Annotated in this window: 23 protein-coding genes; 20 read left to right on the top strand and 3 right to left on the bottom strand. The window is 71.4% G+C overall.

What is annotated here, in order from left to right:
• Nucleotides 1–190: 190 nt before the first annotated feature.
• Entirely contained in the window at nt 191–571 is a 381-nt protein-coding gene (locus ACFV9T_RS26375; RefSeq protein WP_385444501.1) for a VOC family protein, read from the top strand.
• A 7-nt stretch (nt 572–578) separates the two neighbouring features.
• On the opposite strand, the gene ACFV9T_RS26380 is transcribed toward ACFV9T_RS26375, so the two are convergent.
• Entirely contained in the window at nt 579–1304 is a 726-nt protein-coding gene (locus ACFV9T_RS26380) for a 3'-5' exonuclease (RefSeq protein ID WP_385444502.1), read from the bottom strand.
• A gap of 161 nt (nt 1305–1465) precedes the next feature.
• Here ACFV9T_RS26380 and ACFV9T_RS26385 point away from each other — a divergent pair, with 161 nt between their 5' ends.
• The 4 genes from ACFV9T_RS26385 (at nt 1466) to ACFV9T_RS26400 (ending at nt 6041) form a co-directional block, all read left to right on the top strand.
• On the top strand, nt 1466–2044 hold the full coding sequence (locus tag ACFV9T_RS26385; RefSeq protein WP_385444504.1) for a DUF4365 domain-containing protein: 579 nt from the start codon (nt 1466–1468) through the stop codon (nt 2042–2044).
• Nucleotides 2044–3300, top strand: a complete 1257-nt coding sequence (locus tag ACFV9T_RS26390; RefSeq protein WP_385444506.1) for a hypothetical protein — start codon at nt 2044–2046, stop codon at nt 3298–3300. Before ACFV9T_RS26385 ends, ACFV9T_RS26390 begins: the two co-directional genes overlap by 1 nt.
• Nucleotides 3301–3426: 126 nt before the next feature.
• A complete protein-coding gene (gene thrS, locus ACFV9T_RS26395; RefSeq protein WP_385444507.1) occupies nt 3427–5406 on the top strand; it encodes a threonine--tRNA ligase in 1980 nt (659 codons plus the stop codon).
• 68 nt (nt 5407–5474) lie between these two features.
• Complete coding sequence (locus ACFV9T_RS26400; RefSeq protein ID WP_385444508.1) at nt 5475–6041, top strand: HIT family protein; 567 nt, start codon at nt 5475–5477, stop codon at nt 6039–6041.
• A 74-nt stretch (nt 6042–6115) separates the two neighbouring features.
• Here ACFV9T_RS26400 and ACFV9T_RS26405 read toward each other — a convergent pair whose 3' ends face one another.
• Nucleotides 6116–7771, bottom strand: a complete 1656-nt coding sequence (locus ACFV9T_RS26405; RefSeq protein ID WP_385444510.1) for a hypothetical protein — start codon at nt 7769–7771, stop codon at nt 6116–6118.
• Nucleotides 7772–7972: 201 nt separating this feature from the next.
• Nucleotides 7973–10183, bottom strand: a complete 2211-nt coding sequence (locus tag ACFV9T_RS26410) for an elongation factor G-like protein EF-G2 (protein ID WP_385444512.1) — start codon at nt 10181–10183, stop codon at nt 7973–7975.
• 206 nt (nt 10184–10389) lie between these two features.
• On the opposite strand from ACFV9T_RS26410, the gene pgsA reads away from it, so the two are divergent.
• The 15 genes from pgsA to ACFV9T_RS26485 all read left to right on the top strand — a co-directional run bounded on the left by pgsA (nt 10390) and on the right by ACFV9T_RS26485 (nt 26011).
• Entirely contained in the window at nt 10390–11058 is a 669-nt protein-coding gene (pgsA, locus tag ACFV9T_RS26415; protein ID WP_385444514.1) for a phosphatidylinositol phosphate synthase, read from the top strand.
• Complete coding sequence (locus tag ACFV9T_RS26420) at nt 11055–11963, top strand: phosphatidylinositol mannoside acyltransferase (RefSeq protein WP_385444515.1); 909 nt, start codon at nt 11055–11057, stop codon at nt 11961–11963. The genes pgsA and ACFV9T_RS26420 overlap by 4 nt, the downstream gene beginning before the upstream one ends.
• The gene (locus tag ACFV9T_RS26425; RefSeq protein WP_385444517.1) at nt 11960–13120 is read left to right on the top strand and encodes a glycosyltransferase family 4 protein; all 1161 of its coding nucleotides are present in this window, start codon (nt 11960–11962) and stop codon (nt 13118–13120) included. The genes ACFV9T_RS26420 and ACFV9T_RS26425 overlap by 4 nt, the downstream gene beginning before the upstream one ends.
• 53 nt (nt 13121–13173) lie before the next feature.
• The gene (locus ACFV9T_RS26430) at nt 13174–13716 is read left to right on the top strand and encodes a hypothetical protein (protein WP_385444519.1); all 543 of its coding nucleotides are present in this window, start codon (nt 13174–13176) and stop codon (nt 13714–13716) included.
• Nucleotides 13717–13918: 202 nt separating this feature from the next.
• The gene (gene pdxS / locus ACFV9T_RS26435) at nt 13919–14851 is read left to right on the top strand and encodes a pyridoxal 5'-phosphate synthase lyase subunit PdxS (RefSeq protein ID WP_385444521.1); all 933 of its coding nucleotides are present in this window, start codon (nt 13919–13921) and stop codon (nt 14849–14851) included.
• Nucleotides 14852–14969: 118 nt separating this feature from the next.
• Nucleotides 14970–15569, top strand: coding sequence for a pyridoxal 5'-phosphate synthase glutaminase subunit PdxT (pdxT, locus tag ACFV9T_RS26440; RefSeq protein ID WP_385444522.1), 600 nt, complete (start codon nt 14970–14972; stop codon nt 15567–15569).
• A 116-nt stretch (nt 15570–15685) separates the two neighbouring features.
• Entirely contained in the window at nt 15686–16438 is a 753-nt protein-coding gene (locus tag ACFV9T_RS26445) for a YebC/PmpR family DNA-binding transcriptional regulator (RefSeq protein ID WP_385444523.1), read from the top strand.
• Between the two features lie 168 nt (nt 16439–16606).
• Entirely contained in the window at nt 16607–17155 is a 549-nt protein-coding gene (ruvC, locus tag ACFV9T_RS26450) for a crossover junction endodeoxyribonuclease RuvC (protein ID WP_385444525.1), read from the top strand.
• A complete protein-coding gene (gene ruvA, locus ACFV9T_RS26455) occupies nt 17152–17772 on the top strand; it encodes a Holliday junction branch migration protein RuvA (protein WP_385444526.1) in 621 nt (206 codons plus the stop codon). The genes ruvC and ruvA overlap by 4 nt, the downstream gene beginning before the upstream one ends.
• Nucleotides 17773–17839: 67 nt before the next feature.
• A complete protein-coding gene (gene ruvB, locus ACFV9T_RS26460; RefSeq protein ID WP_385444528.1) occupies nt 17840–18943 on the top strand; it encodes a Holliday junction branch migration DNA helicase RuvB in 1104 nt (367 codons plus the stop codon).
• Nucleotides 18944–19147: 204 nt separating this feature from the next.
• Nucleotides 19148–19654, top strand: a complete 507-nt coding sequence (gene yajC / locus ACFV9T_RS26465) for a preprotein translocase subunit YajC (RefSeq protein ID WP_385444530.1) — start codon at nt 19148–19150, stop codon at nt 19652–19654.
• A 149-nt stretch (nt 19655–19803) separates the two neighbouring features.
• Entirely contained in the window at nt 19804–21594 is a 1791-nt protein-coding gene (gene secD / locus ACFV9T_RS26470; protein ID WP_385444532.1) for a protein translocase subunit SecD, read from the top strand.
• Between the two features lies 1 nt (nt 21595).
• Nucleotides 21596–22729 carry a protein translocase subunit SecF gene (gene secF / locus ACFV9T_RS26475; RefSeq protein WP_385444533.1) on the top strand — a complete coding sequence of 378 codons (1134 nt, stop codon included), beginning with the start codon at nt 21596–21598 and terminating at the stop codon, nt 22727–22729.
• The gene (locus tag ACFV9T_RS26480) at nt 22726–23319 is read left to right on the top strand and encodes an adenine phosphoribosyltransferase (protein ID WP_385444535.1); all 594 of its coding nucleotides are present in this window, start codon (nt 22726–22728) and stop codon (nt 23317–23319) included. Before secF ends, ACFV9T_RS26480 begins: the two co-directional genes overlap by 4 nt.
• 166 nt (nt 23320–23485) lie before the next feature.
• Entirely contained in the window at nt 23486–26011 is a 2526-nt protein-coding gene (locus ACFV9T_RS26485) for a RelA/SpoT family protein (protein WP_385444537.1), read from the top strand.
• Nucleotides 26012–26078: the final 67 nt, after the last annotated feature.

The raw sequence follows: 26078 nt of genomic DNA on the forward strand, positions 1-26078 counted from the left end.
CAAACTCCGCCGCCTCCTTATTTTTTTTATACCCCCCCCCCCCCAGTGGTACAGGTGCACCACCCACGCACCCCCCCCCCTCGGGGGGCCGCCCCCCCCCCCGCCGCCCCGGCCCCGGCGTTTTCCGGGCTTGCCGCCACCGGACATGGGTACCCGCCCGCTCACCGCGGATGAATCGGAGGGGAAGCCCATGGCCGCCGTCGCCACCACAGCCGTCCTGTCCCTGGACTGCGCCGAGCCCGAAGAGCTGGCCGAGTTCTACGCCACCCTGCTCGGCGCCGAGATCACGCCGGTGACCAGCCTCGACCGGATCGACATCGTCGCCCCCGGCGGGACGCGCATGTCCTTCCTCCGCGACCACGGCTACGCCCCGCCGAGCTGGCCCCGGCCGGACGACTCCCAGCAGGCCCACCTGGAACTCGTGGTCGACGACATGGACGCCGCGGAACGCCAGATCGTGGACCTGGGGGCGCGGCCGCTGGACACCAAGGACAACGGCGGCCCGAACGACGTCCGCCTCTACTCCGACCCGGCGGGACACCCCTTCAGGCTCCGCACGCCCCCGCGTTAGGGAGCCGTCACGCCGCCGCCGGGAGGTCCGGCCGCAGCGGCCACGCCGGGTCGCAGACCTCGTCCGAGCCGTTGAGCGCGAACCACGCCTGGAGGCCGCGCGCCTGCGCCGCGTACCAGACCGTCTGCCGGGCGTGCAGCTCACTGGGCGTCAGCTTCTCCAGCCGTGACGCGAAGCGGCGGCCCACCGCCCGGACGACCTCCAGGGCGGCTGTCGCGTCCGCCGCCGCGTCATGCGCGCCCGTCAGCTCGACCCCGTAGTGCGCGCACAGATCGGTGAGCGTGCGGCGCCCCTTGCGATAGCGGTCCAGGTGCTTGTCCAGCACCCGGGGATCGAGGACGGACAGCGAACGCAGCGACAGATACGTGGCAAGGGTGGCATTGCGATGCCGCTTCAACTCGCGGTCCAGCAGCGTCAGATCGAACGGCGCGTTCATCACCACCACCGGGGTGCCGCGCGTCGTCTGCTCGGCGAGCGCCCGCGCCACCTCGTCCATCACCGGCGCGGGCCACCGGCCGTGCCGCTGCAGATGCGCGTCGGTCAGCCCGTGTATCTCGGTCGCCGCCTGTGGCACCGGTATGCCCGGGCTCACCAGCCAGCGCCGTATCTCCGGCAGACTCCCCGTGCCCCGCTGGACGACGAGAGCGGCCGACACGATCCGATCGTGCTCGACGTCGATCCCGGTCGTCTCCGTGTCGAACGCGGCGAGCGGCCCCTCGAACCAGGACGACATGGCCTCAACTCCTCGTGCATATGTGCCCCATGACCTCCGTATCCCGCCCCGACCTGGTGATACCCGGAGGGAGGTGGCCGAACCACCACTGTTTGCACGGCATCTGACGGGGAGACAACACAGATGTACGGACACCGGCGACGACCGGAAGGCGTCACATCATGGCGCTCGCGCAGCCCGAACCGGCCCCGTCGGCGAGCGGTTTGCTGCCCGAGCGGACCGCGCCTCTACGCGGCCACATCGCCACCACCGCCTGCATGGAGACCCTGCAGGTCGGCTATCTGCACGCGGTCGCGGCGGCCGCGGGCTGCTCGCTCGCGCAGCCCTTCCCGGACCACGGCATCGACTGGCACGTCAGCCACAGCGCGCCCGGCCACGTGGCGGACGACGAGGTGACGATCAAGGTGCAGCTGAAGGCCACGTACCAGCTGGCACCGCATCCGCCCGGCCCGACCTTCGCCTTCACCCTCGACAACGACCACCTGGTCAAGCTCGCCCGCAGCCCGGTCTCCGTGCACAAGATCCTCGTGGTGATGATCGTGCCGCGCGGCCGGGACGACTGGATCCGGGCCGGGCACGACCGTCTGGCACTGCGGCACTGCTGCTACTGGATCAACCTGGCGGGCCACCCGGTGACGGGCCGCCGCCGGACCACCGTGCGGATCCCGACCTCGCGGATCTTCGACGATCGCGCGCTGTGCGAGATCATGACCCGGGTCGGGGCGGGAGGGAGACCCTGATGGACCGCGACCCCCTGCGCGCCCCTCCGACGGACCGCGACCCCCTGCCCGATCCTCTGCGGGACCCCGGCCCCGCGCCCCGCCCCGACGAGGTGGACCCCGCCGTCCTCGGCGCCCTGCTCGCCCGGCACGGCTGGCACCGCCGAGGCGGCGCCCAGGGGCGGTACGCCCGCTGGACGCCCCCGGGCGAGCTGCCCGGCACCAGCCTGCTCGTGCCCGAGAACCGCGACTTCCCCGACAGCGGCGACCTCCTCGGCGAGGCGCTGCTCGCCCTGGCCCGCAGCGCCGCGCCCTCCGCGCGCGAGGTGCTCACCGGCCTCGCCGTGCCCAGCGACGAGATCCGCTGGTGGCGCGAGGTGCCCGAGTCGCTGCTGCCCGGGTCGCGCGGCGGCACCGCCGCCTGGCCCGCGCAGGAGCGGCTGCGCGCCGCCGCCCGGGCCACCCTGCTGGCCGGGGCGCTCGCCGCCCGCGCCAGGGCCGGGTACTACGGCGCGCGGCACCGCAGGGCGGCCGAGGCGTCCCTGGAGCACGTGCTGACCGGCCCTACGGGCACCGTGTCCGGCGGCCACCAGCTGACCGTCTTCGTCCCCGTCGAGGACGGCCGGGCCACCACCGCCACCCTGCTGCGCGCCCTGTACGCGCTGCGCGACGCCGTCGACTACCGGCGGACCACCGGCGGCATGGAGGCCTTCGACGCGGCCGTGGCGGCAGGGGTGAGCCGCGAGCTGACCGAGGCCGTCGTGGCGCTCGTCCAGGGCACCGAGGGCGCGCGCATGGCCCTGGAGTGGTCACCGGCCGCCGGTCCGCCGCCGGGGCTCTCCACCCGGCCCGCACCGGTCGAGTTCACGCCCGGCGACCTGCCGGGGCTGCGCGAGGCCGGGGCCCGCTACGTACGGGACGAGCCGTCCGTACCCGTGCGGGTCACCGGCGCCGTGGTGCGCCTGGGCCGCGCCGGGCCTGGCGGGCCCGGGACGGTGCGGCTGCGGGTGCTGGCCGGGGCGGACGTGGCACGCTTGCGGATCGTGCTGGACGAGGACGACTACCGGATCGCGGGCCATGCCCATCTGGTCGGGCTGCCGATCCGGGTGAGCGGGCGGCTGGAGAGTCGCGGCGGCTTCCGGCGGCTGAGCGGCGCCGGTGGCGTCACCCCGGTGCGGGTGGACGACGCGGAGCGGGACCGGCTGCTCAAGTCGCTCCAGGAGAACCTGGACTTCTTCGAGGAGGCGTGTGGCGAGGAGGCGTGCGGCGAACCCTGATCGCGCCGGGGCGCCGCCTTCGCCGATCGCGCGGATAACCGTTTCGCGGTCGGGCCCGTCGGCTCGGTACGATTCTCGCTGCGCGGCAATCGCCGCGGGTAGCGATCCTTCAGTCAGGAGAGACCGGTGTCAGACGTCCGTGTGATCATCCAACGCGATTCCGAGCGGGAAGAGCGCGTGGTGACGACGGGCACTACGGCGGCGGACCTCTTCGCCGGCGACCGCTCGATCGTCGCCGCGCGCGTGGCCGGGCAGCTGAAGGACCTGGCGTACGAGCCGGGCGACGGCGAAGAGATCGAGCCGGTGGAGATCACCAGCCAGGACGGTCTCGACATCCTGCGCCACTCGACCGCACATGTGATGGCGCAGGCCGTGCAGGAGCTGTTCCCGGAGGCCAAGCTCGGCATCGGCCCGCCGATCAAGGACGGCTTCTACTACGACTTCGACGTCGAGACCCCGTTCCAGCCGGAGGATCTCAAGCGCATCGAGAAGCGCATGCAGGAGATCCAGAAGCGGGGCCAGAAGTTCTCCCGCCGAGCGGTGACCGACGAGGCCGCGCGCGAGGAGCTGGCCGCCGAGCCGTACAAGCTGGAGCTGATCGGGCTCAAAGGCTCGGCCGCCGACGCCGCCGAGGGCGCGTCCGCCGAGGTCGGCGCGGGCGAGCTGACCATCTACGACAACCTCGACGCGAAGTCCGGCGAGCTGTGCTGGAAGGACTTGTGCCGCGGTCCGCACCTGCCGACCACCCGGAATATCCCGGCCTTCAAGCTGATGCGCAGCGCCGCCGCGTACTGGCGCGGCAGCGAGCGCAACCCGCAGCTCCAGCGGATCTACGGCACCGCCTGGCCGACCAAGGACGAACTGAAGGCGTACCTGGAGTTCCTGGCGGAGGCCGAGAAGCGCGACCACCGCAAGCTGGGCGCCGAGCTGGACCTGTTCTCCTTCCCGGACGAGCTGGGCTCGGGCCTGGCGGTGTTCCACCCGCGCGGTGGCGTGATCCGCAAGGAGATGGAGGACTACTCGCGGAAGCGGCACGAGGAGTCGGGGTACGAGTTCGTCAACACCCCGCACATCACCAAGGCCAAGCTTTTCGAGACCTCCGGTCACCTGCCGCACTACATGGAGGGCATGTTCCCTCCCATGGAGTTCGAGGGGCAGGACTACTACCTCAAGGCCATGAACTGCCCGATGCACAACCTGATCTTCAGGGCGCGCGGGCGGTCGTACCGTGAGCTGCCGCTGCGGCTGTTCGAGTTCGGCACGGTCTACCGGTACGAGAAGTCCGGCGTCGTCCACGGCCTGACCCGGGCCCGGGGCTTCACCCAGGACGACTCGCACATCTACTGCACCAAGGAGCAGATGGCCGATGAGCTGGACAATCTGCTCACCTTCGTGCTGGATCTGCTCCGCGACTACGGCCTGAACGACTTCTACCTGGAGCTGTCCACCCGCGACGACTCCGACAAGTTCATGGGCGAGCCGGAGCAGTGGGAGGAAGCCACCGAGGAGCTGCGCAAGGCCGCCGAGAAGCAGGGCCTGGAACTGGTCATGGACCCGGGTGGCGCGGCCTTCTACGGGCCGAAGATCTCGGTCCAGGCGCGGGACGCGATCGGCCGTACCTGGCAGATGTCGACCATCCAGGTCGACTTCAACCAGCCCGCCCGGTTCAACCTGGAGTACACGGCGGCCGACGGCTCGCGCCAGCAGCCCGTCATGCTCCACCGGGCCCTGTTCGGGTCGATCGAGCGCTTCTTCGCGGTGCTGCTGGAGCACTACGCGGGCGCCTTCCCGGCCTGGCTCGCCCCGGTCCAGGCGGTCGGCATCCCGATCGGCGACGGCCATGTGCCGTACCTGGAGGAGTTCGCCGCCCAGGCGCGGGCGAAGGGCCTGCGGGTGGAGGTCGACTCGTCGTCCGACCGGATGCAGAAGAAGATCAGGAACGCGCAGAAGAGCAAGGTGCCGTTCATGGTCATCGCGGGTGACGAGGACGTGGCGGCCGGGGCGGTCAGCTTCCGCTACCGTGACGGCTCGCAGAAGAATGGCATCCCGATCCAGGAGGCCATCGCCGAGATCGTCGACGTCGTGGAGCGCCGGGTCCAGGTGTGACCGAACTCCGAGGGGCGGTCCCGTGCCGGGGCCGCCCCTCGGGGCATCCCCATCCGGCGGGGACGAATATGCTGGCCCGCATGACGAGTGAGCCGGAACAGCAGATCGGAGTGGGAACGCCGGACGCGTTCCAGCGCCTGTGGACCCCCCACCGGATGGCGTACATCCAGGGCGAGAACAAGCCCACCGGCCCGGGGGCGGGCGACGGCTGTCCGTTCTGCTCCATCCCGGACAAGTCCGACGAGGACGGCTTGATCATCGCCCGGGGGGAGCGCGTCTTCGCCGTGCTCAACCTGTACCCGTACACCGGCGGCCACCTCATGATCGTCCCGTTCCGGCACCTGGCCGACTACACCGAGCTGGACGCCGAGGAAACGATCGAGCTGGCGGAGTTCACCAAGACCGCCATGACCGCGCTGCGCACCGCCTCGGGCGCGCACGGTTTCAACATCGGGCTCAACCAGGGCACCGTCGCCGGGGCCGGGATCGCGGCTCATCTGCACCAGCACGTGGTGCCCCGCTGGGGCGGTGACAGCAACTTCATGCCGGTCATCGGCCGCACCAAGGTGCTGCCGCAACTCCTCGCCGACACCCGCCGGTTGCTCGCCGACGCCTGGCCGAAGTCGAAGCCGTAGCGCACACCCTGGCCCTAGGGCCCGGCGGCACCGCCGCCGGGCCCTTTGCCTTGCGCGTCGCCTTACGCGTTGCTTTACGCGTCGTACAGGTCGGCCTTCTTCGGGGAGGCGTCCTGGACCTGGCCGCTGAGGGCCAGCGAGCGGTTGCCGAAGCGCTCGGTGTCCACGCCGTGGTGCTTGAGCACGCCGATCGCCGCCTCGTGGACCACCCGCAGCACGGGGGCGGCGGTCCGCAGCGCGTCGTCCGCCATGAAGCGGTGCCGCCAGGGCTTGTCGGCCCAGGCGTGCCGCAGCCCGAACGGCTCGGGCAGCACGAGCTTGCCGCCGAGGTGGTCGAGGATCGGCGGGTACCAGGTGAAGGGGGCGCGCGCGGCGAGCCGCACCACCTCCTGGGGCTTCACGAGCGGCAGCGGGACCGACTTGGTCTCCCAGAACCGGAAGGTCTTGGGGACCGTCTTCGAGGGCGCCGACGGCTTGCCGAAGAACAGCGGGTGCACCGGGCCCAGCGCATGTCCGGTGACCTCGATCCGCAGCGTCTTGTGCAGCAGCGTCACCGTGATCATGAGCGTGATCACCAACTGGCCGTCCCACAGCACGAACTGCACGCCCAGGTAGTGCCGGTCACCGGCGCCGAACTGCTGCTGATCGCAGATCCGCTGCAGCTCGACGCCCTTTATCTGGAAGCCCTCCTCCTCGGAGGTGCCGCCGCGCTCGACCGACTTGGCGCCCTCGGTGACGGCGGAGACCACCCAGTGGCGCACCTGGGGCGGGGCGGTGAAGCCGCCGGTGTGCAGCGGGGTGCGCTCCAGCATGCGCAGCTGGTCGTGGATCGCCCGGATGACGTCCCAGCTGCGGAAGGGGTCGATCTCCTTGTCGGGGTCGGCCGACACCAGGTCCTCGGCGAGCTGCCAGCTGCCCCAGCGGGTGCCCATGCCGAGTATGCCCTTGGCTCCGGCGTAGAAGACCACGTTGCTGTACTGCTCGGCGGTGAGCTTGTGCAGTGACTTGCGCAGCACCTCGGCGGAGGTCTGGCCCGGGTGGTTGGGCACGGTCTCGGGCACCTTGGCGCCGACTCCGGTGCCCGAGACCAGCCCGCCCCAGTAGTCCCGCAGCTCCTTGGCGGTGCGCTCACAGATCTGCTTGGCGATGTACCAGCCGATCACCGGGGCGACCACCACGCCCCGCAGGTATATGCCCCAGAAGCCGCTGAACGGCAGCTTGATCAGGAAGATGAGGACGAAGATGCCGAGCGCCGCCATCAGGGCGGTGCCCAGCGCTCCCATCCGCTTGTCCTGGGCCCCGGCCACCGAGCGGCGCAGCTGGAAGGCGCCGAGCCACAGCAGCGCCCCGGGGAGGAACAGCAGCCCGAAGATCACCATGACGACGGTGAGGCGGGCGTCCCGGACCTTGCGGATGCGGTTGGCGGCCAGGCAGTGCTCGACGATCGTCTGGGGCTCGGTGCCGAAGGACTGGATCACCTGGTTGCGGCCGCCGCCGAGCATGCGCAGCTGCACGGCGCGCGAGAACGCCTCGCCCAGGTTCGGCTCGAACAGCGAGATCTTGGGCGCCTTCACCTCCGAGACCGTCCACTCGGAGTTGGCCTCCAGCAGCTTCGCCACCGGGTCGTCACGGTAGGCGGCCGAGGCCAGCGCCTGTGTCGCCGCCGTCTCTCCCGCAGACCCGGACAGGGGCACCTGTGCCCCGGGACTGAAATCGAATCCGTCCGTCACCAACGCCCCCAATACCGCACGCTGTTTGCGCTGCGACCTCAGCGTATAGGGGGTGCGTACCGCCTGTCGCCAGGGCGTCGTGGCCTGTGGATAACTTCCCGGCTCACAGGCGCGCGCCGCCCGCCGCCCGCCCCCGCCGCGTTGGCGGCGTGCGGCGGGCTGCAGGCGACGCGCGGCGGTCGACTGGCGGCGGCCCGTGAACTACGCCCCCGCCCCGGCCCGTTCGCCGCGCATCCGCTCGGCGATCTGCTGCGGCATCGGCTCGTGCCGGGCGTACGAGCGGCTGAACCGCCCGGTGCCGTGCGACAGCGACCGCAGGTCGACCGCGTACCGGCCGATCTCGATCTCCGGGACCTCCGCCTGGATCAGGGTCCGGCCGCCGCCCGACTGCTCGGTGCCGACGACCCGGCCGCGCCGCCCGGACAGGTCGCTCATGACGGCGCCGACATAGTCGTCGGAGATCAGGACGCCGACCTGGACCACCGGCTCCAGCAGCTCGATCCAGGTGTCGGCGGCCGCCTCGCGCAAGGCGAGCGCGCCCGCCGTCTGGAACGCGGCGTCGGAGGAGTCCACCGAGTGCGCCTTGCCGTCCAGCAGCGTGATCCGCACGTCGACCAGCGGGTTCCCGGTGGAGACGCCGCGCGCCGCCTGGGCCCGTACGCCCTTCTCGACGGACGGGATGAACTGCCGGGGCACCGCGCCGCCGACGACCTTGTCCACGAACTCGATGCCCGAGCCGCCGGGCAGCGGCTCCACCTCGATCTCGCAGATCGCGTACTGGCCGTGGCCGCCGGACTGCTTGACGTGCCGCCCGCGCCCGGAGGACTTGCTTCCGAACGTTTCGCGCAGCGCCACCTTGTACGGGACGGCGTCCACCTGTACCCCGTAGCGGCCGCGCAGTCGCTCCAGCGCGACGTCCATATGGGCCTCGCCCAGGCACCACAGCACCACCTGGTGGGTGTCCGGGTTCTGCTCCAGCCGCATCGTCGGGTCCTCGGCGACCAGCCGTGACAGGCCCAGCGACAGCTTGTCCTCGTCCGCCTTGCTGTGCGCCTCGATGGCGACGGGCAGCAGCGGGTCGGGCATCTGCCACGGCTCCATGAGCAGCGGCCGGTCCTTGGCCGAAAGCGTGTCCCCGGTCTCGGCGCGGGTCAGCTTGGCGACGCACGCCAGATCGCCCGCGATGGCCTGGGACAGGGTGCGCTGCTGCTTGCCGAACGGCGTGGACAGGGCGCCCACCCGCTCGTCCACGTCGTGGTCCTCATGGCCTCGGTCCTCCAGGCCGTGCCCCGAGACATGCACCGTCTCGTCCGGGCGCAGCGTCCCGGAGAAGATCCGGACCAGCGAGATCCGGCCGACGTACGGATCGGAGGAGGTCTTGACGACCTCGGCGGCCAGCGGGCCGTCCGGGTCGCAGGTCAGCGCCGGGCAGGGGGCGCCCTGCGGGGTGGTGACCTCGGGTGCCTCGCGCTCCAGCGGGGTCGGGAAGCCGCGGGTGATCAGCTCCAGCAGCTCGGTGGTGCCCAGGCCCTGCCGGGAGCCTCCGGCGGCGGGCGCGGCGGCCAGCACGGGGTGGAAGCTGCCGCGGGCGACGGCCTTCTCCAGGTCGTCGATCAGCGTCTTGACGTCGATCTCCTCGCCGCCCAGATAGCGGTCCATGAGGGTCTCGTCCTCGCTTTCGGCGATGATCCCCTCGATGAGCCGGTCGCGGGCCTCCGAGACCAGCGGGACCTGGCCGTCGGTGGGCGGGGTCTCGGTCCGCGACCCCGAGGAGTAGTCGTAGACCCGCTGGGAGAGCAGGCCGATCAGCCCGGTCACCGGGGCGTGCCCGTCCGGGGCCGGTTCGCCGCGCAGCGGCAGGTAGAGCGGCAGGACGGCGTCGGGGTCGTCGCCGCCGAAGGTCCGGCGGCAGATCTCCGTCATGTCCTCGAAGCTGGCGCGGGCCGCCTCCAGGTGTGTGATCACGATGGCGCGCGGCATCCCGACCGCCGCGCACTCCTCCCACACCATGCGGGTGGCGCCCGCTATGCCCACCGCGTCCTGGGCCGCGGAGACGACGAAGAGGGCCGCGTCCGCTGCCCGCAGACCGGCCCTCAGCTCCCCGACGAAGTCGGCGTATCCCGGGGTATCCAGGAGATTGATTTTCACCCCGCCCCATTCGACGGGGACCAGTGACAGCTGTACCGAGCGCTGCTGCCGGTGCTCGATCTCGTCGTAGTCGGAGAGGCAGCCGCCGTCCTCGACCCGGCCCGCCCGGTTGATCGCGCCGGTCGACAGCGCCAGAGCCTCCACGAGTGTCGTCTTCCCGGACCCGCTGTGGCCGACCAGCACCACATTCCGCAGGGAGCTGGGCCGGTCGGCCGCCGCTGCCCTTCCGGCGGCCCCTGGGTGTGTGTTCGTCTTCTCGCCCATGTGTCTCGCCTCCCGGTCGACACCTTGCGATACTTCGAGCTTTCCACCGAGGTCACGGCGCGTCCATACGTCGCACATCGGGGCGTCACACGGGAGGGGCGTGGGAGCGGTCCGACAGGTGCGCGGCGCCCCGGTAGCGCCTGGCTACGATGGGCCCGCCGGTGGCCTCTTGGCCATCCGGCCCGTATCGACCCACCGGGAAGGCCATGCTGAACAAGTACGCGCGTGCTTTCTTCACGCGTGTTCTCACACCGTTCGCCGCCCTGCTCATCCGTCTCGGCGTCAGCCCGGACGCGGTGACCCTCACCGGAACCGGTGGTGTGATCGCGGGAGCGCTGGTCTTCTACCCCCGCGGCGAGTTCTTCTGGGGCACCGTCGTCATCACGCTGTTCGTCTTCTCGGACCTGGTCGACGGCAATATGGCGCGGCAACTGGGCCGCTCCAGCCGCTGGGGCGCGTTCCTGGACTCGACGCTGGACCGGGTCGCCGACGGGGCGATCTTCGGCGGTCTGGCGTTGTGGTACGCGGGCGGGGGCGACGACAATGTGTTGTGTGCGGTGACCATCTTCTGTCTCACCAGCGGCCAGGTCGTCTCGTACACCAAGGCGCGTGGCGAGAGCATCGGGCTGCCGGTGAACGTCAACGGGCTGGTCGAACGTGCCGAGCGGCTGGTGATCTCGCTGGTCGCCTGCGGCCTCTCGGGCCTGCACATGTTCGGTGTGCCGCACATCGAGATCCTGCTGCCGATCGCGCTGTGGATCGTCGCCGTGGGCAGTGCGGTGACCCTCGTGCAGCGCGTGGTCACCGTGCGCCGGGAGGCGGCCGAGGCGGACGCCGCGGACCGGCCGGTGGCCCAGGGGGGCGAGACACGGTGAGGGAAAAGCTGACCGACGCGCTGTACGGGCTCGGCTGGAGCACGGTCAAGAAGCTCCCGGAGCCGGTCGCTGTAGCGCTCGGGCAGCGCATAGCCGATCAGGCGTGGAAGCGGCGCGGCAAGGGCGTGCTGCGCCTGGAGGCCAATCTGGCGCGCGTGGTGCCCGAGGCCTCGCCGGGGCGGCTGGCCGAGCTGTCGCGGGCGGGCATGCGCTCGTACATGCGCTACTGGATGGAGTCCTTCCGGCTCCCCACGTGGAGCAGGGAGCGCATCCGCGGCGGCGTCGAGATCAAGGACGTGCACTACCTGGTCGACGGCCTGGCCAGCGGCCGGGGCGTGGTCCTCGCGCTGCCCCACATGGGCAACTACGACCTCGCCGGGGCCTGGGTCACCACCAAGCTGGAGGTGCCCTTCACCACGGTCGCGGAGCGGCTGAAGCCGGAGTCGCTGTACGACCGGTTCGTCGCCTACCGCGAGGGGCTGGGCATGGATGTCCTGCCGCACGAGGGCGGAGCCGCGTTCGGCACGCTGGCGCGGCGGCTGCGGGCGGGCGGGCTGGTCGCTCTGGTGGCCGACCGGGATCTGTCCGCCTCCGGGGTGGAGGTGTCGTTCTTCGGAGAGTCCGCGAAGATGCCCGCGGGCCCGGCCCGGCTCGCGGCGCAGACCGGTGCGCTGCTGCTGCCGGTCACTTTGTGGTACGACGAGTCCCCGGTCATGCAGGGCCGGGTGTATCCGCCCGTCGAGGTGCCGGAGAGCGGCACCCGGGACGAGCGCACCGCCGTCATGGCCCAGCAGGTCGCCGACGCCTTCGCCTCGGGGATCGCCGAACACCCGGAGGACTGGCACATGCTCCAGCGACTGTGGCTGGCCGACCTGGATCACGGTCCTGGAATGGAGAAGCCTTGAGGATCGGGATCGTCTGCCCCTACTCCTGGGATGTCCCGGGCGGGGTGCAGTTCCACATCCGCGACCTGGCGGAGCACCTCATCCGGCGCGGCCACGAGGTCTCCGTCCTGGCGCCAGCGGACGACGAGACCCCGCTGCCGCCGTACGTCGTCTCCGCGGGGCGCGCGGTCCCGGTGCCGTACAACGGCTCGGTCGCCCGGCTGAACTTCGGCTTCCTGTCGGCCGCCCGGGTGCGGCGCTGGCTGCACGACGGCGCGTTCGATGTCATCCACATCCACGAGCCCACCTCGCCTTCGCTCGGGCTGCTCGCCTGCTGGGCGGCGCAGGGGCCGATCGTCGCCACCTTCCACACCTCCAACCCCCGCTCGCGGGCCATGATCGCCGCGTATCCGATCCTGCAGCCCGCCCTGGAGAAGATCAGCGCGCGGATCGCGGTCAGCGAGTACGCGCGGCGGACCCTGGTCGAGCACCTGGGCGGCGACGCCGTCGTCATCCCCAACGGCGTCGACGTGGACTTCTTCGCGGACGCCGAGCCGAAGGAGGAGTGGCAGGGCGACACGATCGGGTTCATCGGCCGCATCGACGAGCCCCGCAAGGGGCTGCCGGTGCTGATGCGCGCCCTGCCGAAGATCCTCGCCGAGCGGCCCGGGACCCGGCTGCTGGTCGCCGGGCGCGGCGACGAGAAGGAGGCGGTCGCGGGGCTCCCGGAGGAGCTGCGGGGCCGGGTCGAGTTCCTGGGGATGGTCAGCGACGAGGACAAGGCGCGCTTCCTGCGCAGCGTGGACGTGTACATCGCGCCCAACACGGGCGGCGAGAGCTTCGGCATCATCCTGGTGGAGGCCATGTCCGCGGGCGCCCCGGTCCTCGCGAGCGACCTGGACGCGTTCGCCCAGGTCCTGGACGGGGGAGCGGCCGGTGAGCTGTTCGCCAACGAGGACGCGGACGCGCTGGCGGCCGCCGCGGTACGGCTGCTGGGCGACCCGAAGCGGCTCGCCGAGCTGCGCGAGCGGGGCAGCAGCCATGTGCGCCGCTTCGACTGGTCGACGGTCGGGGCGGACGTCCTGGCGGTCTACGAGACGGTGACGGACGGTACGTCGTCCGTCGACGCGGATGACCGCGTCGGCCTGCTGACCCGGCTGGGCCTGACCCGCGACTAGGGTCCGCGACTGGGCTCCGGCCGCGCGGGCCGTAGGCGGTAGCGTGGCGCGCCGTGAGCACACTGATCTGGATCGCGGTCGCGCTGGTCGTCGTCGCCGTCTATCTGAGCTGGACCGCGGGGCGGCTGGACCGGCTGCACAGCCGCCAGGACGCGGCGCGGGCGGCGCTGGACGCGCAGCTGCTGCGCCGCGCCTCCATCACCCAGGAGCTGGGCACCGCCGGGGTGCTCGACCCGGCCTCGTCGATGGTGCTCTACCAGGCCGCGCACGCCGCCCGGCAGGCCGAGGAGGAGCACCGCGAGGTCGCCGAGAGCGAGCTGAGCCAGGCGCTGCGGGCCGTCTTCGAGGAGCCCGCGCAGGTCGAGGCGGTGCGGGAGGCGCCGGGCGGTGAGGCGGCGCTGGAGGAGCTGGCGGAGGCGGTGCGCCGGGTGCCGATGGCGCGGCGGTTCCACAACGACGCGGTGCGGGCGTCGCGGGCGTTGCGGCGCCACCGCAAGGTGCGCTGGTTCCGGCTGGCGGGGCATGCCCCGTTCCCGCTGGCGTTCGAGATGGACGACGAGCCTCCGGCGGCCCTGGTGGCGCGCGCGGCGCACTGATAGCTGGAGCTGCCGGGCTTCCGGAGGGCGTTGGAGCCACCGGCCTTCGATTGGCCCTTGCCGAGGCCCGGCCGGACCGGGTTTCGTTGATGCGTGTACCACACACGTCCATGACCCGGACCGGATGGCCGGGTCATGAACAGGTATCGAACGGCCCTACGATGGGCTCATCGCACTTTTCACTATCGAGTGAGGTCAAACCGTGTCCACCACGTCCGCCAGCACGTCCCCGTCCGCCCAGAACCCGGCGGCTCCCGCGACCGGCACCGCCCGCGTCAAGCGCGGCATGGCCGAGCAGCTCAAGGGCGGCGTGATCATGGACGTCGTCACGCCGGAGGAAGCCAAGATCGCCGAGGACGCCGGTGCCGTCGCGGTCATGGCGCTGGAGCGGGTCCCGGCCGACATCCGCAAGGACGGCGGCGTGGCCCGGATGTCCGACCCGGACATGATCGACGGCATCATCAGCGCGGTCTCCATCCCGGTCATGGCGAAGTCCCGGATCGGCCACTTCGTCGAGGCGCAGGTGCTGCAGTCCCTGGGCGTCGACTACATCGACGAGTCCGAGGTGCTGACCCCGGCCGACGAGGTCAACCACAGCGACAAGTGGTCCTTCACCACCCCGTTCGTGTGCGGTGCCACCAACCTGGGCGAGGCGCTGCGCCGCATCGCCGAGGGCGCGGCGATGATCCGTTCCAAGGGCGAGGCCGGTACCGGCAACGTCGTCGAGGCGGTCCGTCACCTGCGCCAGATCAAGAACGAGATCGCCCGGCTGCGCGGCCTGGACAACCACGAGCTGTACGCCGCGGCCAAGGAGCTGCGCGCCCCGTACGAGCTGGTCGCGGAGATCGCGCAGACCGGCAAGCTGCCGGTCGTGCTGTTCTCCGCCGGTGGTGTCGCCACCCCGGCCGACGCCGCGCTGATGCGTCAGCTCGGCGCGGAGGGCGTCTTCGTGGGCTCCGGCATCTTCAAGTCCGGCGACCCGGCGAAGCGCGCCGCGGCGATCGTGAAGGCGACCACCTTCTACGACGACCCGAAGGTCATCGCGGACGCGTCCCGCGACCTGGGCGAGGCCATGGTCGGCATCAACTGCGACACCCTCCCCGAGGCCGAGCGGTACGCCAACCGCGGCTGGTAGCCACGGGCTGATCAGCACCGCATGACGCGTCCGGTGGACGGTCCGCGCCGCCCGCGGGCCGTCCACCGTTCGCGTATCTCCCGTACAACCGAGCTGACATCCGAGAGGTCCCCGTACCGTGTCCGAGACGTCCCAGACTCCCCTCATCGGCGTGCTCGCCCTCCAGGGCGACGTCCGTGAGCACCTGGCCGCGCTCACCGCCGTCGGCGCCGAGGCCCGGCCGGTGCGCCGCCCCGAGGAGCTGGCCGAGGTCGAGGGTCTGGTGATCCCCGGCGGCGAGTCCACCACCATGTCCAAGCTCGCGGTGATCTTCGGGCTGCTGGAGCCGCTGCGCGAGCGGGTCCGGGCGGGCCTGCCGGTATACGGCACCTGCGCCGGTATGATCATGGTCGCGGACAAGATCCTCGACGGCCGGGAGGACCAGGAGACCCTGGGCGGCATCGACATGATCGTGCGCCGTAACGCCTTCGGCCGCCAGAACGAGTCCTTCGAGGCCGCCGTCGGCATCAAGGGCATCGAGGGCGGCCCGGTGGAGGGCGTCTTCATCCGTGCGCCGTGGGTCGAGTCGGTGGGCGCGGGTGCCGAGGTGCTGGCGACGTACGAGGGGCACGCGGTCGCGGTCCGGCAGGGCAATGTCCTGGCGACGTCGTTCCACCCGGAACTGACCGGTGACCACCGGGTGCACGCCCTGTTCGTGGAGATGGCTCAGCGCGCGTAGCGCTCCGTTGAGGGTGGCGGTGGGCGACGGGAGGGCGCGGACCGCGCGCTGAGCGGCGATCCCGGTAGGATCTCAGGCGTTCGTACAGAATTGGGTAACGCGAAGGAGACAGGCGGATGTCCGGCCACTCTAAATGGGCTACGACGAAGCACAAGAAGGCCGTGATCGATGCCAAGCGCGGCAAGCTCTTCGCGAAGCTGATCAAGAACATCGAGGTCGCGGCCCGGATGGGCGGAGCCGACATCGACGGCAATCCGACGCTCTTCGACGCCATCCAGAAGGCCAAGAAGCAGTCGGTTCCGAACAAGAACATCGACAGCGCGGTCAAGCGCGGTGCCGGTCTTGAGGCGGGCGGCGCCCAGTACGAGACGATCATGTACGAGGGCTACGGCCCCAACGGCGTCGCGGTGCTCATCGAGTGCCTGACCGACAACCGCAACCGCGCCGCCTCCGACGTCCGCGTGGCCATGACCCGCAACGGCGGTTCGATGGCCGACCCGGGCTCGGTGTCGTACCTGTTCAACCGCAAGGGCGTCGTGATCGTCCCCAAGGGCGAGCTGTCCGAGGACGACGTGCTGGCCGCGGTGCTCGACGCGGGCGCCGAGGAGGTCAACGACCTCGGTGAGTCCTTCGAGGTCCTGAGCGAGGCCACCGATCTGGTCGCGGTCCGCACCGCGCTCCAGAAGGAGGGCATCGACTACGACTCGGCCGACACCAACTTCGTGCCCACCATGCAGGTGGAGCTGGAGGAAGACGCCGCGCGCAAGATCTTCAAGCTGATCGACGCGCTGGAGGACAGCGACGACGTGCAGAACGTCTTCGCCAACTTCGACGTCTCCGACGAGGTCATGGCCAAGGTCGACGCCTGAGGGCACATCAGCGCACACGCGGGGCGGGCGGGTCGGCGGGGACACACCCCACCGGCCCGTCGGCGTTGTCGGCCGGTGCTGTCGGTGGCAGCCGCTAGCCTGCAGGAACACATGACCGAAGCGTGATCGGGGCGACAGCGTTATCAGGGTGACGAGGGGAGGGCCGCGGTGCGGGTGCTGGGCGTGGACCCGGGGCTGACCCGGTGCGGCATCGGCGTGGTCGAGGGGGTCGCGGGCCGCCCGCTGCGGATGCTGGGCGTCGGCGTCGTACGGACCCCGGCGGACGCCGCGATCGGCGACCGCCTCGTCCTCGTCGAGCGCGGCATCGAGGAGTGGCTGGAGGCGTACCGGCCCGAATACGTCGCGGTGGAGCGGGTGTTCAGCCAGCACAACGTGCAGACCGTGATGGGCACCGCCCAGGCCAGCGCCGTCGCCATGCTCTGCGCCGCCCGCCGCGGGCTGCCGGTCGCGCTGCACACCCCCAGCGAGGTCAAAGCGGCCGTCACCGGCTCAGGGCGCGCCGAGAAGGCCCAGGTCGGCGCGATGGTCACCCGGCTGCTGCGGCTGGACGCCCCGCCCAAACCGGCCGACGCCGCCGACGCCCTGGCGCTCGCCATCTGCCACATCTGGCGCGCCCCCGCGACCAACCGGCTCCAGCAGGCCGTCGCCGCCCACCGCACCACCCCGAGCCGCCCCAGGAAAGGCCGTATTACATGATCGCGTTCGTCTCCGGTCCGGTCGCGGCCCTCGCCCCGGACACCGCCGTCGTCGAGGTCGGCGGCGTCGGGATGGCGGTCCAGTGCACCCCGGGCACCCTGGCCGGGCTGCGGGTCGGCGAACCGGCCCGGCTCGCCACCTCGCTCGTGGTCCGCGAGGACTCCCTGACGCTGTACGGCTTCGCGGACGACGACGAGCGCCAGGTCTTCGAACTGCTCCAGACCGCCAGCGGGGTCGGCCCCCGGCTCGCCCAGGCCATGCTGGCCGTCCACGCGCCGGACGCGCTGCGGCTCGCCGTCTCCACGGGAGACGAGAAGGCGCTCACCGCCGTCCCCGGCATCGGCAAGAAGGGGGCGCAGAAGCTGCTTCTGGAGCTGAAGGACCGGCTCGGCGCGCCGGTCGGCAGGAGCGTGCCCGCCGCCCGCCCGGCCGCCGCCGGGGGCTGGAGCGACCAGCTGCACACCGCCCTGGTCGGCCTCGGCTACGCCACCCGGGAGGCCGACGAGGCGGTGGCCGCCGTCACCCCGCAGGCCGAGGCGGCCCTGGCCGAGGGCGGTGCGCCGCAGGTGGCGCAGCTGCTGCGGGCCGCCCTGCAGACCCTGAACCGCACCCGCTGACCGGCCGCCGGGGCGCGATGCCGCGCCCGGCCGGACCGCTCGATGAGATCTCGCGAGGCGAAACGCAGTGAACTGGGACGAGACCGCACCGGCCGACGCCGACGACGCCCTCACCGGCGCCCTGCCCGGCGACGCGGGCAGCCGGCTGGTGGGCGCCGACGCCGACGGGGACGACCAGGCGGTGGAGGCCGCACTCCGCCCCAAGGACCTGGGGGAGTTCGTCGGCCAGGAACGGGTCCGCGAGCAGCTGGACCTGGTCCTCAAGGCGGCCCGGCAGCGCGGCGGCACCGCCGACCACGTGCTGCTCTCCGGCGCGCCCGGGCTCGGCAAGACCACCCTCTCGATGATCATCGCGGCCGAGATGAACGCCCCGATCCGCATCACCTCAGGACCGGCCATCCAGCACGCGGGCGACCTCGCCGCGATCCTCTCCTCGCTCACCGAGGGCGAGGTGCTGTTCCTGGACGAGATCCACCGCATGTCCCGGCCCGCCGAGGAGATGCTGTACATGGCGATGGAGGACTTCCGCGTCGACGTCATCGTCGGCAAGGGGCCCGGGGCCACCGCCATCCCGCTGGAGCTGCCGCCGTTCACCCTGGTCGGCGCGACCACCCGTGCCGGGCTGCTGCCGCCCCCGCTGCGCGACCGCTTCGGCTTCACCGGCCACATGGAGTTCTACGCCCCCGCCGAGCTGGAGCGCGTGATCCACCGCTCCGCCCGGCTGCTGGAGGTGACCATAGAGCCCGAGGGCGCGTCCGAGATCGCCGGGCGCTCCCGGGGCACGCCCCGGATCGCCAACCGGCTGCTGCGCCGGGTCCGCGACTACGCCCAGGTCAAGGCGGACGGCCTCATCACCCGGGAGATCGCCGCGAGCGCCCTGGCGGTCTACGACGTGGACGGCCGCGGTCTCGACCGGCTGGACCGGGCGGTGCTCAGCGCCCTGCTCAAGCTGTTCGGCGGCGGCCCGGTGGGCCTGTCCACCCTGGCGGTAGCGGTGGGGGAGGAGCGTGAGACGGTGGAAGAGGTCGCCGAGCCGTTCCTGGTACGCGAGGGCCTGCTGGCCCGTACGCCCCGGGGCCGGATCGGGACCCCCGCGGCCTGGGAGCATCTGGGCCTCACCCCACCGCAGCGCGGTGCCGGGGGCGGCCAGAGCGGCCTCTTCGAGGCATGAAGGCGCGTAACCCCGGCATCATGGCGTTAAGACCGAATAATGGTGGGGTCAGGAACCCCGGTGCCACGCCGGGCGTTGTTCCATAGGTGCGGGCTCGCTTAGACTCCGCCGATGCCGTCCGTATGCCGTCCGTTCTTCCGGCTGGCATACCCACCCCCGTAGACCAGGCCGCGCCCCAGCGGTCGTGTGAAGGATCTCCGTCCCGTGAATATCGTGACTCTCCTGCCGTTCATCGTGCTCATCGGGGCCATGTTCCTGATGACTCGGTCGGCCAAGAACAAGCAGCGCCAGGCCGCACAGATGCGCGACACCATGCAGCCGGGCACCGGCGTGCGGACCATCGGCGGCATGTACGCGACGGTCAAGGAGGTCCACGACGACACGGTCCTTCTTGAGGTGGCCCCCGCCGTTCACGCGATCTACGCGAAGAACGCGATCGGCGCCGTCCTCTCCGACGCCGAGTACAACCACATCGTCCACGGCATCGACCCCGACGAGGACGAGGCCGCCAAGACCTCGGTCGTCCCGGACGACGCCTCCTCGCTGACCACGCCCGCGGGCGGCGCCGACGACGCCGCCGACGCCCCGGCGTCCGGTGAGCCGGAGGACGAGAAGGCCGGCGCCAAGAAGATCGACCTCGGCAAGAACGACGCCGACGCGGCCGACGCGCCCGAGGACGAAAAGCGGGACGGCGGCGCCGACGCGAAGTAGTCCTGCACTGTGTGAACACGGCGTGCCCCCGCTCGGCGCGCCGTGATTCATGGACGGTCTAGGCTCCGGCGGGGGCACGTCCCCACAAGACTTCGTGGCCGCCCCGCGCGCATGCGTCGCGGGGCGGCCTGACAGGGAGATACGACAAGGTGGCAGCACCGAAGAAGGGCCGCAGGTCCCCAGGGTCGCAGGGCAGGCCCGGGCGCGCGCTGGCCGTGATCCTGATCGCCATGGTGGCGCTCACCGCGGGGATGTTCATCTCCGGTCACACCACACCGCGCCTGGGTATCGACCTCGCGGGCGGCACCAGCTTCACGCTGGAGGCCAAGAACCAGCCGGGCAAGCCCAACGCGATCAACACGGCCAACATGAACACCGCCGTGGGCATCATCGAGCGGCGGGTCAACGGCCTGGGCGTGTCCGAGGCCGAGGTCCAGACACAGGGTCCGAAGCACATCATCGTGAACATCCCCAAGGGGACGAACGCGAAGCAGGCCCGGCAGCAGGTCGGCACCACCGCGCAGTTGTACTTCCGGCCGGTGATGACCACCACGTCCGGCGGCAAGACCAAGCAGCCCGGCAGCACCCCGAGCCCCTCCGCGAGCGCGTCCAAGGGCAAGCCGGACAAGGGTGACCAGGGCAGCAGCGGGAAGCCCGAGAACGCACCCAGCCCCTCCGCGAGCACCCAGGGCCGTGCCGTCCCCGAGGCGCTGAAGGCCGATAACGCCGATAAGGCCGACAAGGCCGCGCCGACCCCGGACCCGTCCAAGACCCCCCAGAGCGGCGAGACGGGCAAGCCGTCGGACGCCCCCAGCCAGCCCGACCAGGAGAAGCTGGCCAAGGACTTCGCGGCGCTGGACTGCACCACCAGGGCGGGGCGTGCCGCGGCAGCGGAGAAGGCGGCCAACACCAAGCCGACCGACCCCGTTCTGGCCTGCAGCCAGAAGGGTGACTCGAAGTTCGTCCTGGCCCCCTCCGAGGTCGAGGGCACCGACGTGGACGACGCCTCGTCCGTCTTCGACAGCCAGAACGCCTCGGGCTGGATCGTGCAACTCGACTTCAACAGCAAGGGCGCCAAGAAGTTCGCGAAGACGACCGGTGAGCTGACCAAGCAGCAGTCGCCGCAGAACCGCTTCGCGATCGTCCTGGACGGCGAGGTCGTCTCCGACCCCGAGGTCACCCAGGGCGCCATCACCGGCGGCCGCGCCACCATCTCCGGCGGCTTCACCCAGCAGAGCGCCTCGGACCTGGCCAACGTGCTGTCCTTCGGCGCCCTGCCGCTGTCCTTCGACATCGCGGACGAGACCACCGTCTCCGCGGCCCTCGGCGGCGAGCAGCTGAACGCCGGTCTGATCGCCGGTGCCATCGGCCTGGCCCTCGTGGTGATCTACCTGGTCGTCTACTACCGAGGCCTGTCCCTGGTGGCCATGGCGTCCCTCGCGGCCTCCGCCATACTGACGTACACGATCATGGTGTTGCTCGGCCCGGGCATCGGCTTCGCGCTGAACCTGCCAGCCGTCTGCGGCGCGATCGTGGCCATCGGTATCACCGCCGACTCGTTCATCGTCTACTTCGAGCGCATCCGTGACGAGATCCGTGAGGGCCGCTCGCTGCGCCCGGCCGTCGAGCGCGGCTGGCCCCGGGCCCGGCGCACCATCCTGGTCTCCGACTTCGTGTCGTTCCTCGCCGCCGCGGTGCTCTTCATCGTGACCGTCGGCAAGGTGAAGGGCTTCGCCTTCACCCTGGGGCTCACCACGCTGCTCGACGTCGTCGTGGTGTTCCTGTTCACCAAGCCGCTGATGACGCTCCTCGCCCGCCGCCCGTTCTTCGGGAACGGTCACCCGTGGTCCGGTCTGGATCCCAAGCGCCTCGGGGCCAAACCGCCACTGCGCCGCAGTCGTCCCGCCGCCCCCGGCCCCGCCGACACGAAGGAGGCGTGAGATGTCGCGACTCGGCAATCTCGGCGCCAGGCTCTACCGAGGCGAGGTCGGCTACGACTTCGTCGGCAAGCGGAAGATCTGGTACGCCATCTCGATACTGATCACCATCACGGCCATCGCCGGCCTGGCGGTGCGCGGGCTCAACATGGGCATCGAGTTCTCCGGCGGCGCGGTCTTCAACACCCCGAGCAGCAACATCTCGGTCTCCCAGGCCCAGGAGGTGGCGGAGAAGGCGTCCGGCGGCCACACCGCCGTCGTCCAGGAGCTGGGCCGCGGCGGTCTGCGGATCCAGATCAGCGAACTGGGCACCAAGGAAGCGGTGCCGGTCCAGGAGAACCTGGCCAAGGAGCTGGGCGTCAAGACCGACAAGATCGACACCCAGCTGGTCGGCCCGAGCTGGGGTGAGGAGATCGCCGGCAAGGCATGGCAGGGCCTCGCGATCTTCATGGTCCTGGTGGTGATCTATCTAGCCATCGCCTTCGAATGGCGGATGGCGCTGGCCGCCCTGATCGCCCTGATCCACGACCTCACCATCACCGTCGGTGTCTACGCGCTGGTCGGCTTCGAGGTCACCCCGGGCACCGTGATCGGTCTGCTGACGATCCTCGGTTACTCCCTCTACGACACCGTCGTCGTCTTCGACGGTCTCAAGGAGGGCGCCAAGGACATCACCAAACAGACCCGCTACACCTACGCCGAAGTGGCCAACCGCAGCCTCAACTCGACCCTGGTGCGCTCCATCAACACCACGGTCGTGGCGCTGCTGCCGGTCGGCGCGATGCTCTTCATCGGCGGCGGTCTGCTCGGCGCGGGCATGCTCAACGACATCTCGCTCGCCCTGTTCGTCGGCCTCGCCGCCGGTGCGTACTCCTCGATCTTCATCGCCACCCCGCTGGTCTCCGACTTCAAGAGCCGTGACCCGCAGATGAAGGCGCTGGCCAAGCGGGTGCGCGCCAAGCGCGCCGCGGCCGCCAAGGCCGAGGCCGAGCGCGAGGGGAAGGACGAGGACCACCCGGCCGACGACGGCGACGAGGCGGACCTGGAGGACGCGGCCCCGGCCGGAGTCGTCGGCCAGCGCCGCCAGCCCGCCGCCCGCAACCGGGGCCGCGGCCGACCGTCGGGGAAGCGCCGATGAGCGGGCAGGCCGCGGAACAGACCACGACCGCGACCCCCGGCCCCCTCGGCACCGAGGAGCTGCGCGGGCTGCTGCTCAGCCGCATCCAGGACGTGCCGGACTACCCGCAGCCGGGCGTGATGTTCAAGGACATCACCCCGCTGCTGGCCGACGCCGCCGCCTTCTCCGCGCTGACCGAGGCGCTCGCCGAGCTGTGCGTGCGGCACCGGGCGGACAAGGTCGTGGGCCTGGAGGCGCGCGGCTTCATCCTCGCCGCCCCGGCCGCCGTGCGCGCCGGGATCGGCTTCGTACCGGTCCGCAAGGCCGGAAAGCTCCCCGGGGCGACCCTGGGGCAGGCGTACGAGCTGGAGTACGGCACCGCGGAGATCGAGATACACGCGGACGCGCTGGCCCCCGGCGACCGGGTCCTGGTCATCGACGACGTGCTCGCCACCGGCGGTACCGCCGAGGCCTCCCTCCAGCTCATCCGGCGGGCCGGCGCGCAGGTCGCCGGAGTCGCCGTGCTCATGGAGCTGGGCTTCCTGGAGGGCCGCAGACGCTTGCTGAGCGCGCTCGACAGCGCCCCGCTGGAGGCCCTGATCACGGTCTGACCGGAATCCGCCGAAACCGCCGCCGGAGGGCGGGGACCTGCGCAAGGAACAGGTCCCCGCCCTCCGGCGTTCCCCAGCATCGCGGCCGAGAGGCAAGCGGAGTGGCGGGATCGATACCATTGGCACCCCGACCCCCCGGGGTCCGGACCGCTTGAGGAGTGCTCTCTTGCCAGACGAGGCCCAGCCGCTCTCCCCCGGAGTCCGTCCCGCAGCGGACGCGACCACCGCCGCCGAGCCGACGGCGGCCTCAGCCACGCCCGGAAACGGCGCGGACCGTCCGGCCCCGGCGTCCGGCGCCCCCGAGCAGACGCGCCCGAAGCCCCCGGCGGCGGGCCGCCCGGGCGAGCTGAGGCCCGCCCCGGCCGCGCCGCGCACCACCCAGAGCCCGGCCCCGCGCTCCGGCTCGTCCAACCGCGTACGCGCCCGCCTCGCCCGCCTCGGCGTGCAGCGCTCCAGCCCGTACAACCCGGTCCTGGAGCCCCTGCTGCGCATCGTGCGCGGCAACGACCCCAAGGCGGACGGCGCCACGCTGCGCCAGATCGAGCGCGCGTACCAGGTGGCCGAGCGCTGGCACCGGGGCCAGAAGCGCAAGAGCGGCGATCCGTACATCACCCACCCGCTCGCGGTGACCACGATCCTCGCCGAGCTGGGTATGGATCCGGCCACGTTGATGGCCGGGCTGCTGCACGACACCGTCGAGGACACCGAGTACGGCCTGGACACCCTGCGCCGCGACTTCGGCGATCAGGTCGCCCTGCTCGTCGACGGCGTCACCAAGCTGGACAAGGTCAAGTTCGGCGAGGCGGCCCAGGCCGAGACCGTGCGCAAGATGGTCGTCGCGATGGCCAAGGACCCCCGGGTGCTGGTGATCAAGCTCGCCGACCGGCTGCACAACATGCGCACCATGCGCTACCTGAAGCGGGAGAAGCAGGAGAAGAAGGCCCGCGAGACGCTGGAGATCTACGCCCCGCTCGCCCACCGGCTGGGCATGAACACCATCAAGTGGGAGCTGGAGGACCTCGCCTTCGCGATCCTCTACCCCAAGATGTACGACGAGATCGTCCGGCTGGTCGCCGAGCGCGCCCCCAAGCGCGACGAGTACCTGGCCGTCGTCACCGACCAGGTCCAGGGCGATCTGCGGGCGGCCCGCATCAAGGCGACCGTCACCGGCCGCCCCAAGCACTACTACTCCGTCTACCAGAAGATGATCGTGCGGGGCCGGGACTTCGCCGAGATCTACGACCTGGTGGGCATCAGGGTGCTCGTCGACACCGTCCGCGACTGCTACGCGGCGCTCGGGACCATCCACGCGCGGTGGAACCCGGTGCCCGGGCGGTTCAAGGACTACATCGCGATGCCCAAGTTCAACATGTACCAGTCGCTGCACACGACGGTCATCGGGCCCAGCGGCAAGCCGGTCGAGCTGCAGATCCGCACCTTCGACATGCACCGCCGCGCCGAATACGGCATCGCCGCGCACTGGAAGTACAAGCAGGAGGCCGTCGCGGGCACCTCCAAGGTGCGCACCGACGTGCCCCGGGGCAAGGCCGGCAAGGACGACGCCGTCAACGACATGGCGTGGCTGCGGCAGCTCCTGGACTGGCAGAAGGAGACCGAGGACCCGGGCGAGTTCCTGGAGTCGCTGCGGTTCGACCTGTCCCGCAACGAGGTCTTCGTCTTCACGCCCAAGGGCGACGTCATAGCGCTGCCCGCCGGGGCCACCCCGGTGGACTTCGCCTACGCCGTCCACACCGAGGTCGGCCACCGCACGATCGGGGCGCGGGTGAACGGGCGGCTGGTGCCGCTGGAGTCGACCCTCGACAACGGCGACCTGGTGGAGGTCTTCACCTCCAAGGCGGCCGGTGCCGGGCCGTCCCGCGACTGGCTGGGCTTCGTCAAGTCGCCGCGGGCCCGTAACAAGATCCGCGGCTGGTTCTCCAAGGAGCGCCGCGACGAGGCCATCGAGCAGGGCAAGGACGCGATCGTCCGGGCGATGCGCAAGCAGAACCTGCCGATCCAGCGGATCCTGACCGGCGACTCGCTGGTCACCCTCGCCCACGAGATGCGCTACCCGGACATCTCCTCGCTCTACGCGGCCATCGGCGAGGGCCATGTCTCCGCGCAGAACGTCGTCGGCAAGCTCGTCTCGGCCCTCGGCGGCGAGGAGGCCGCCAACGAGGACATCGCCGAGACCGCCCCGCCCATCCGGCGCTCCAAGCGCCGCTCCAACGCCGACCCGGGCGTCGTCGTCAAGGGCGTCGAGGACGTGTGGGTCAAGCTGGCCCGCTGCTGTACGCCGGTGCCGGGCGACCCCATCATCGGCTTCGTCACCCGCGGCAGCGGCGTCTCCGTGCACCGCGCCGACTGCGTCAACGTCGACTCGCTCTCCCAGCAGCCCGAGCGCATCCTCGACGTCGAGTGGGCGCCCACCCAGTCGTCGGTCTTCCTGGTCGCCATCCAGGTCGAGGCGCTGGACCGGTCCCGGCTGCTGTCGGACGTCACCCGCGTCCTGTCCGACCAGCACGTCAACATCCTGTCGGCGGCCGTGCAGACCTCCCGCGACCGGGTGGCCACCTCGCGCTTCACGTTCGAGATGGGCGACCCCAAGCACCTGGGACACGTCCTGAAGGCCGTACGCGGCGTCGAGGGCGTCTACGACGTGTACCGGGTCACTTCGGCCCGGGCGCGCTGAGAAAGCGCCGCAGAACGCCCGCAGAACGCGAAGGGCGGCCCCGGACTCTCCCGGGGCCGCCCTTCGC

This window comes from Streptomyces sp. NPDC059850 (genome assembly GCF_042731515.1).
Classification (GTDB): Bacteria; Actinomycetota; Actinomycetes; order Streptomycetales; family Streptomycetaceae; genus Streptomyces.

Excerpts from the sequence above, each read along its gene's own strand:
- ACFV9T_RS26410 (WP_385444512.1), bottom strand. The coding sequence starts at position 10,183 with ATGGGCGAGAAGACGAACACACACCCAGGGGCCGCCGGAAGGGCAGCG.
- ACFV9T_RS26480 (WP_385444535.1), top strand. The coding sequence starts at position 22,726 with ATGAGCGGGCAGGCCGCGGAACAGACCACGACCGCGACCCCCGGCCCC.
- ACFV9T_RS26390 (WP_385444506.1), top strand. The coding sequence starts at position 2,044 with ATGGACCGCGACCCCCTGCGCGCCCCTCCGACGGACCGCGACCCCCTG.
- pgsA (WP_385444514.1), top strand. The coding sequence starts at position 10,390 with ATGCTGAACAAGTACGCGCGTGCTTTCTTCACGCGTGTTCTCACACCG.
- ACFV9T_RS26375 (WP_385444501.1), top strand. The coding sequence starts at position 191 with ATGGCCGCCGTCGCCACCACAGCCGTCCTGTCCCTGGACTGCGCCGAG.
- ACFV9T_RS26445 (WP_385444523.1), top strand. The coding sequence starts at position 15,686 with ATGTCCGGCCACTCTAAATGGGCTACGACGAAGCACAAGAAGGCCGTG.
- secF (WP_385444533.1), top strand. The coding sequence starts at position 21,596 with ATGTCGCGACTCGGCAATCTCGGCGCCAGGCTCTACCGAGGCGAGGTC.
- ACFV9T_RS26380 (WP_385444502.1), bottom strand. The coding sequence starts at position 1,304 with ATGTCGTCCTGGTTCGAGGGGCCGCTCGCCGCGTTCGACACGGAGACG.
- ruvA (WP_385444526.1), top strand. The coding sequence starts at position 17,152 with ATGATCGCGTTCGTCTCCGGTCCGGTCGCGGCCCTCGCCCCGGACACC.
- ACFV9T_RS26400 (WP_385444508.1), top strand. The coding sequence starts at position 5,475 with ATGCTGGCCCGCATGACGAGTGAGCCGGAACAGCAGATCGGAGTGGGA.
- ACFV9T_RS26385 (WP_385444504.1), top strand. The coding sequence starts at position 1,466 with ATGGCGCTCGCGCAGCCCGAACCGGCCCCGTCGGCGAGCGGTTTGCTG.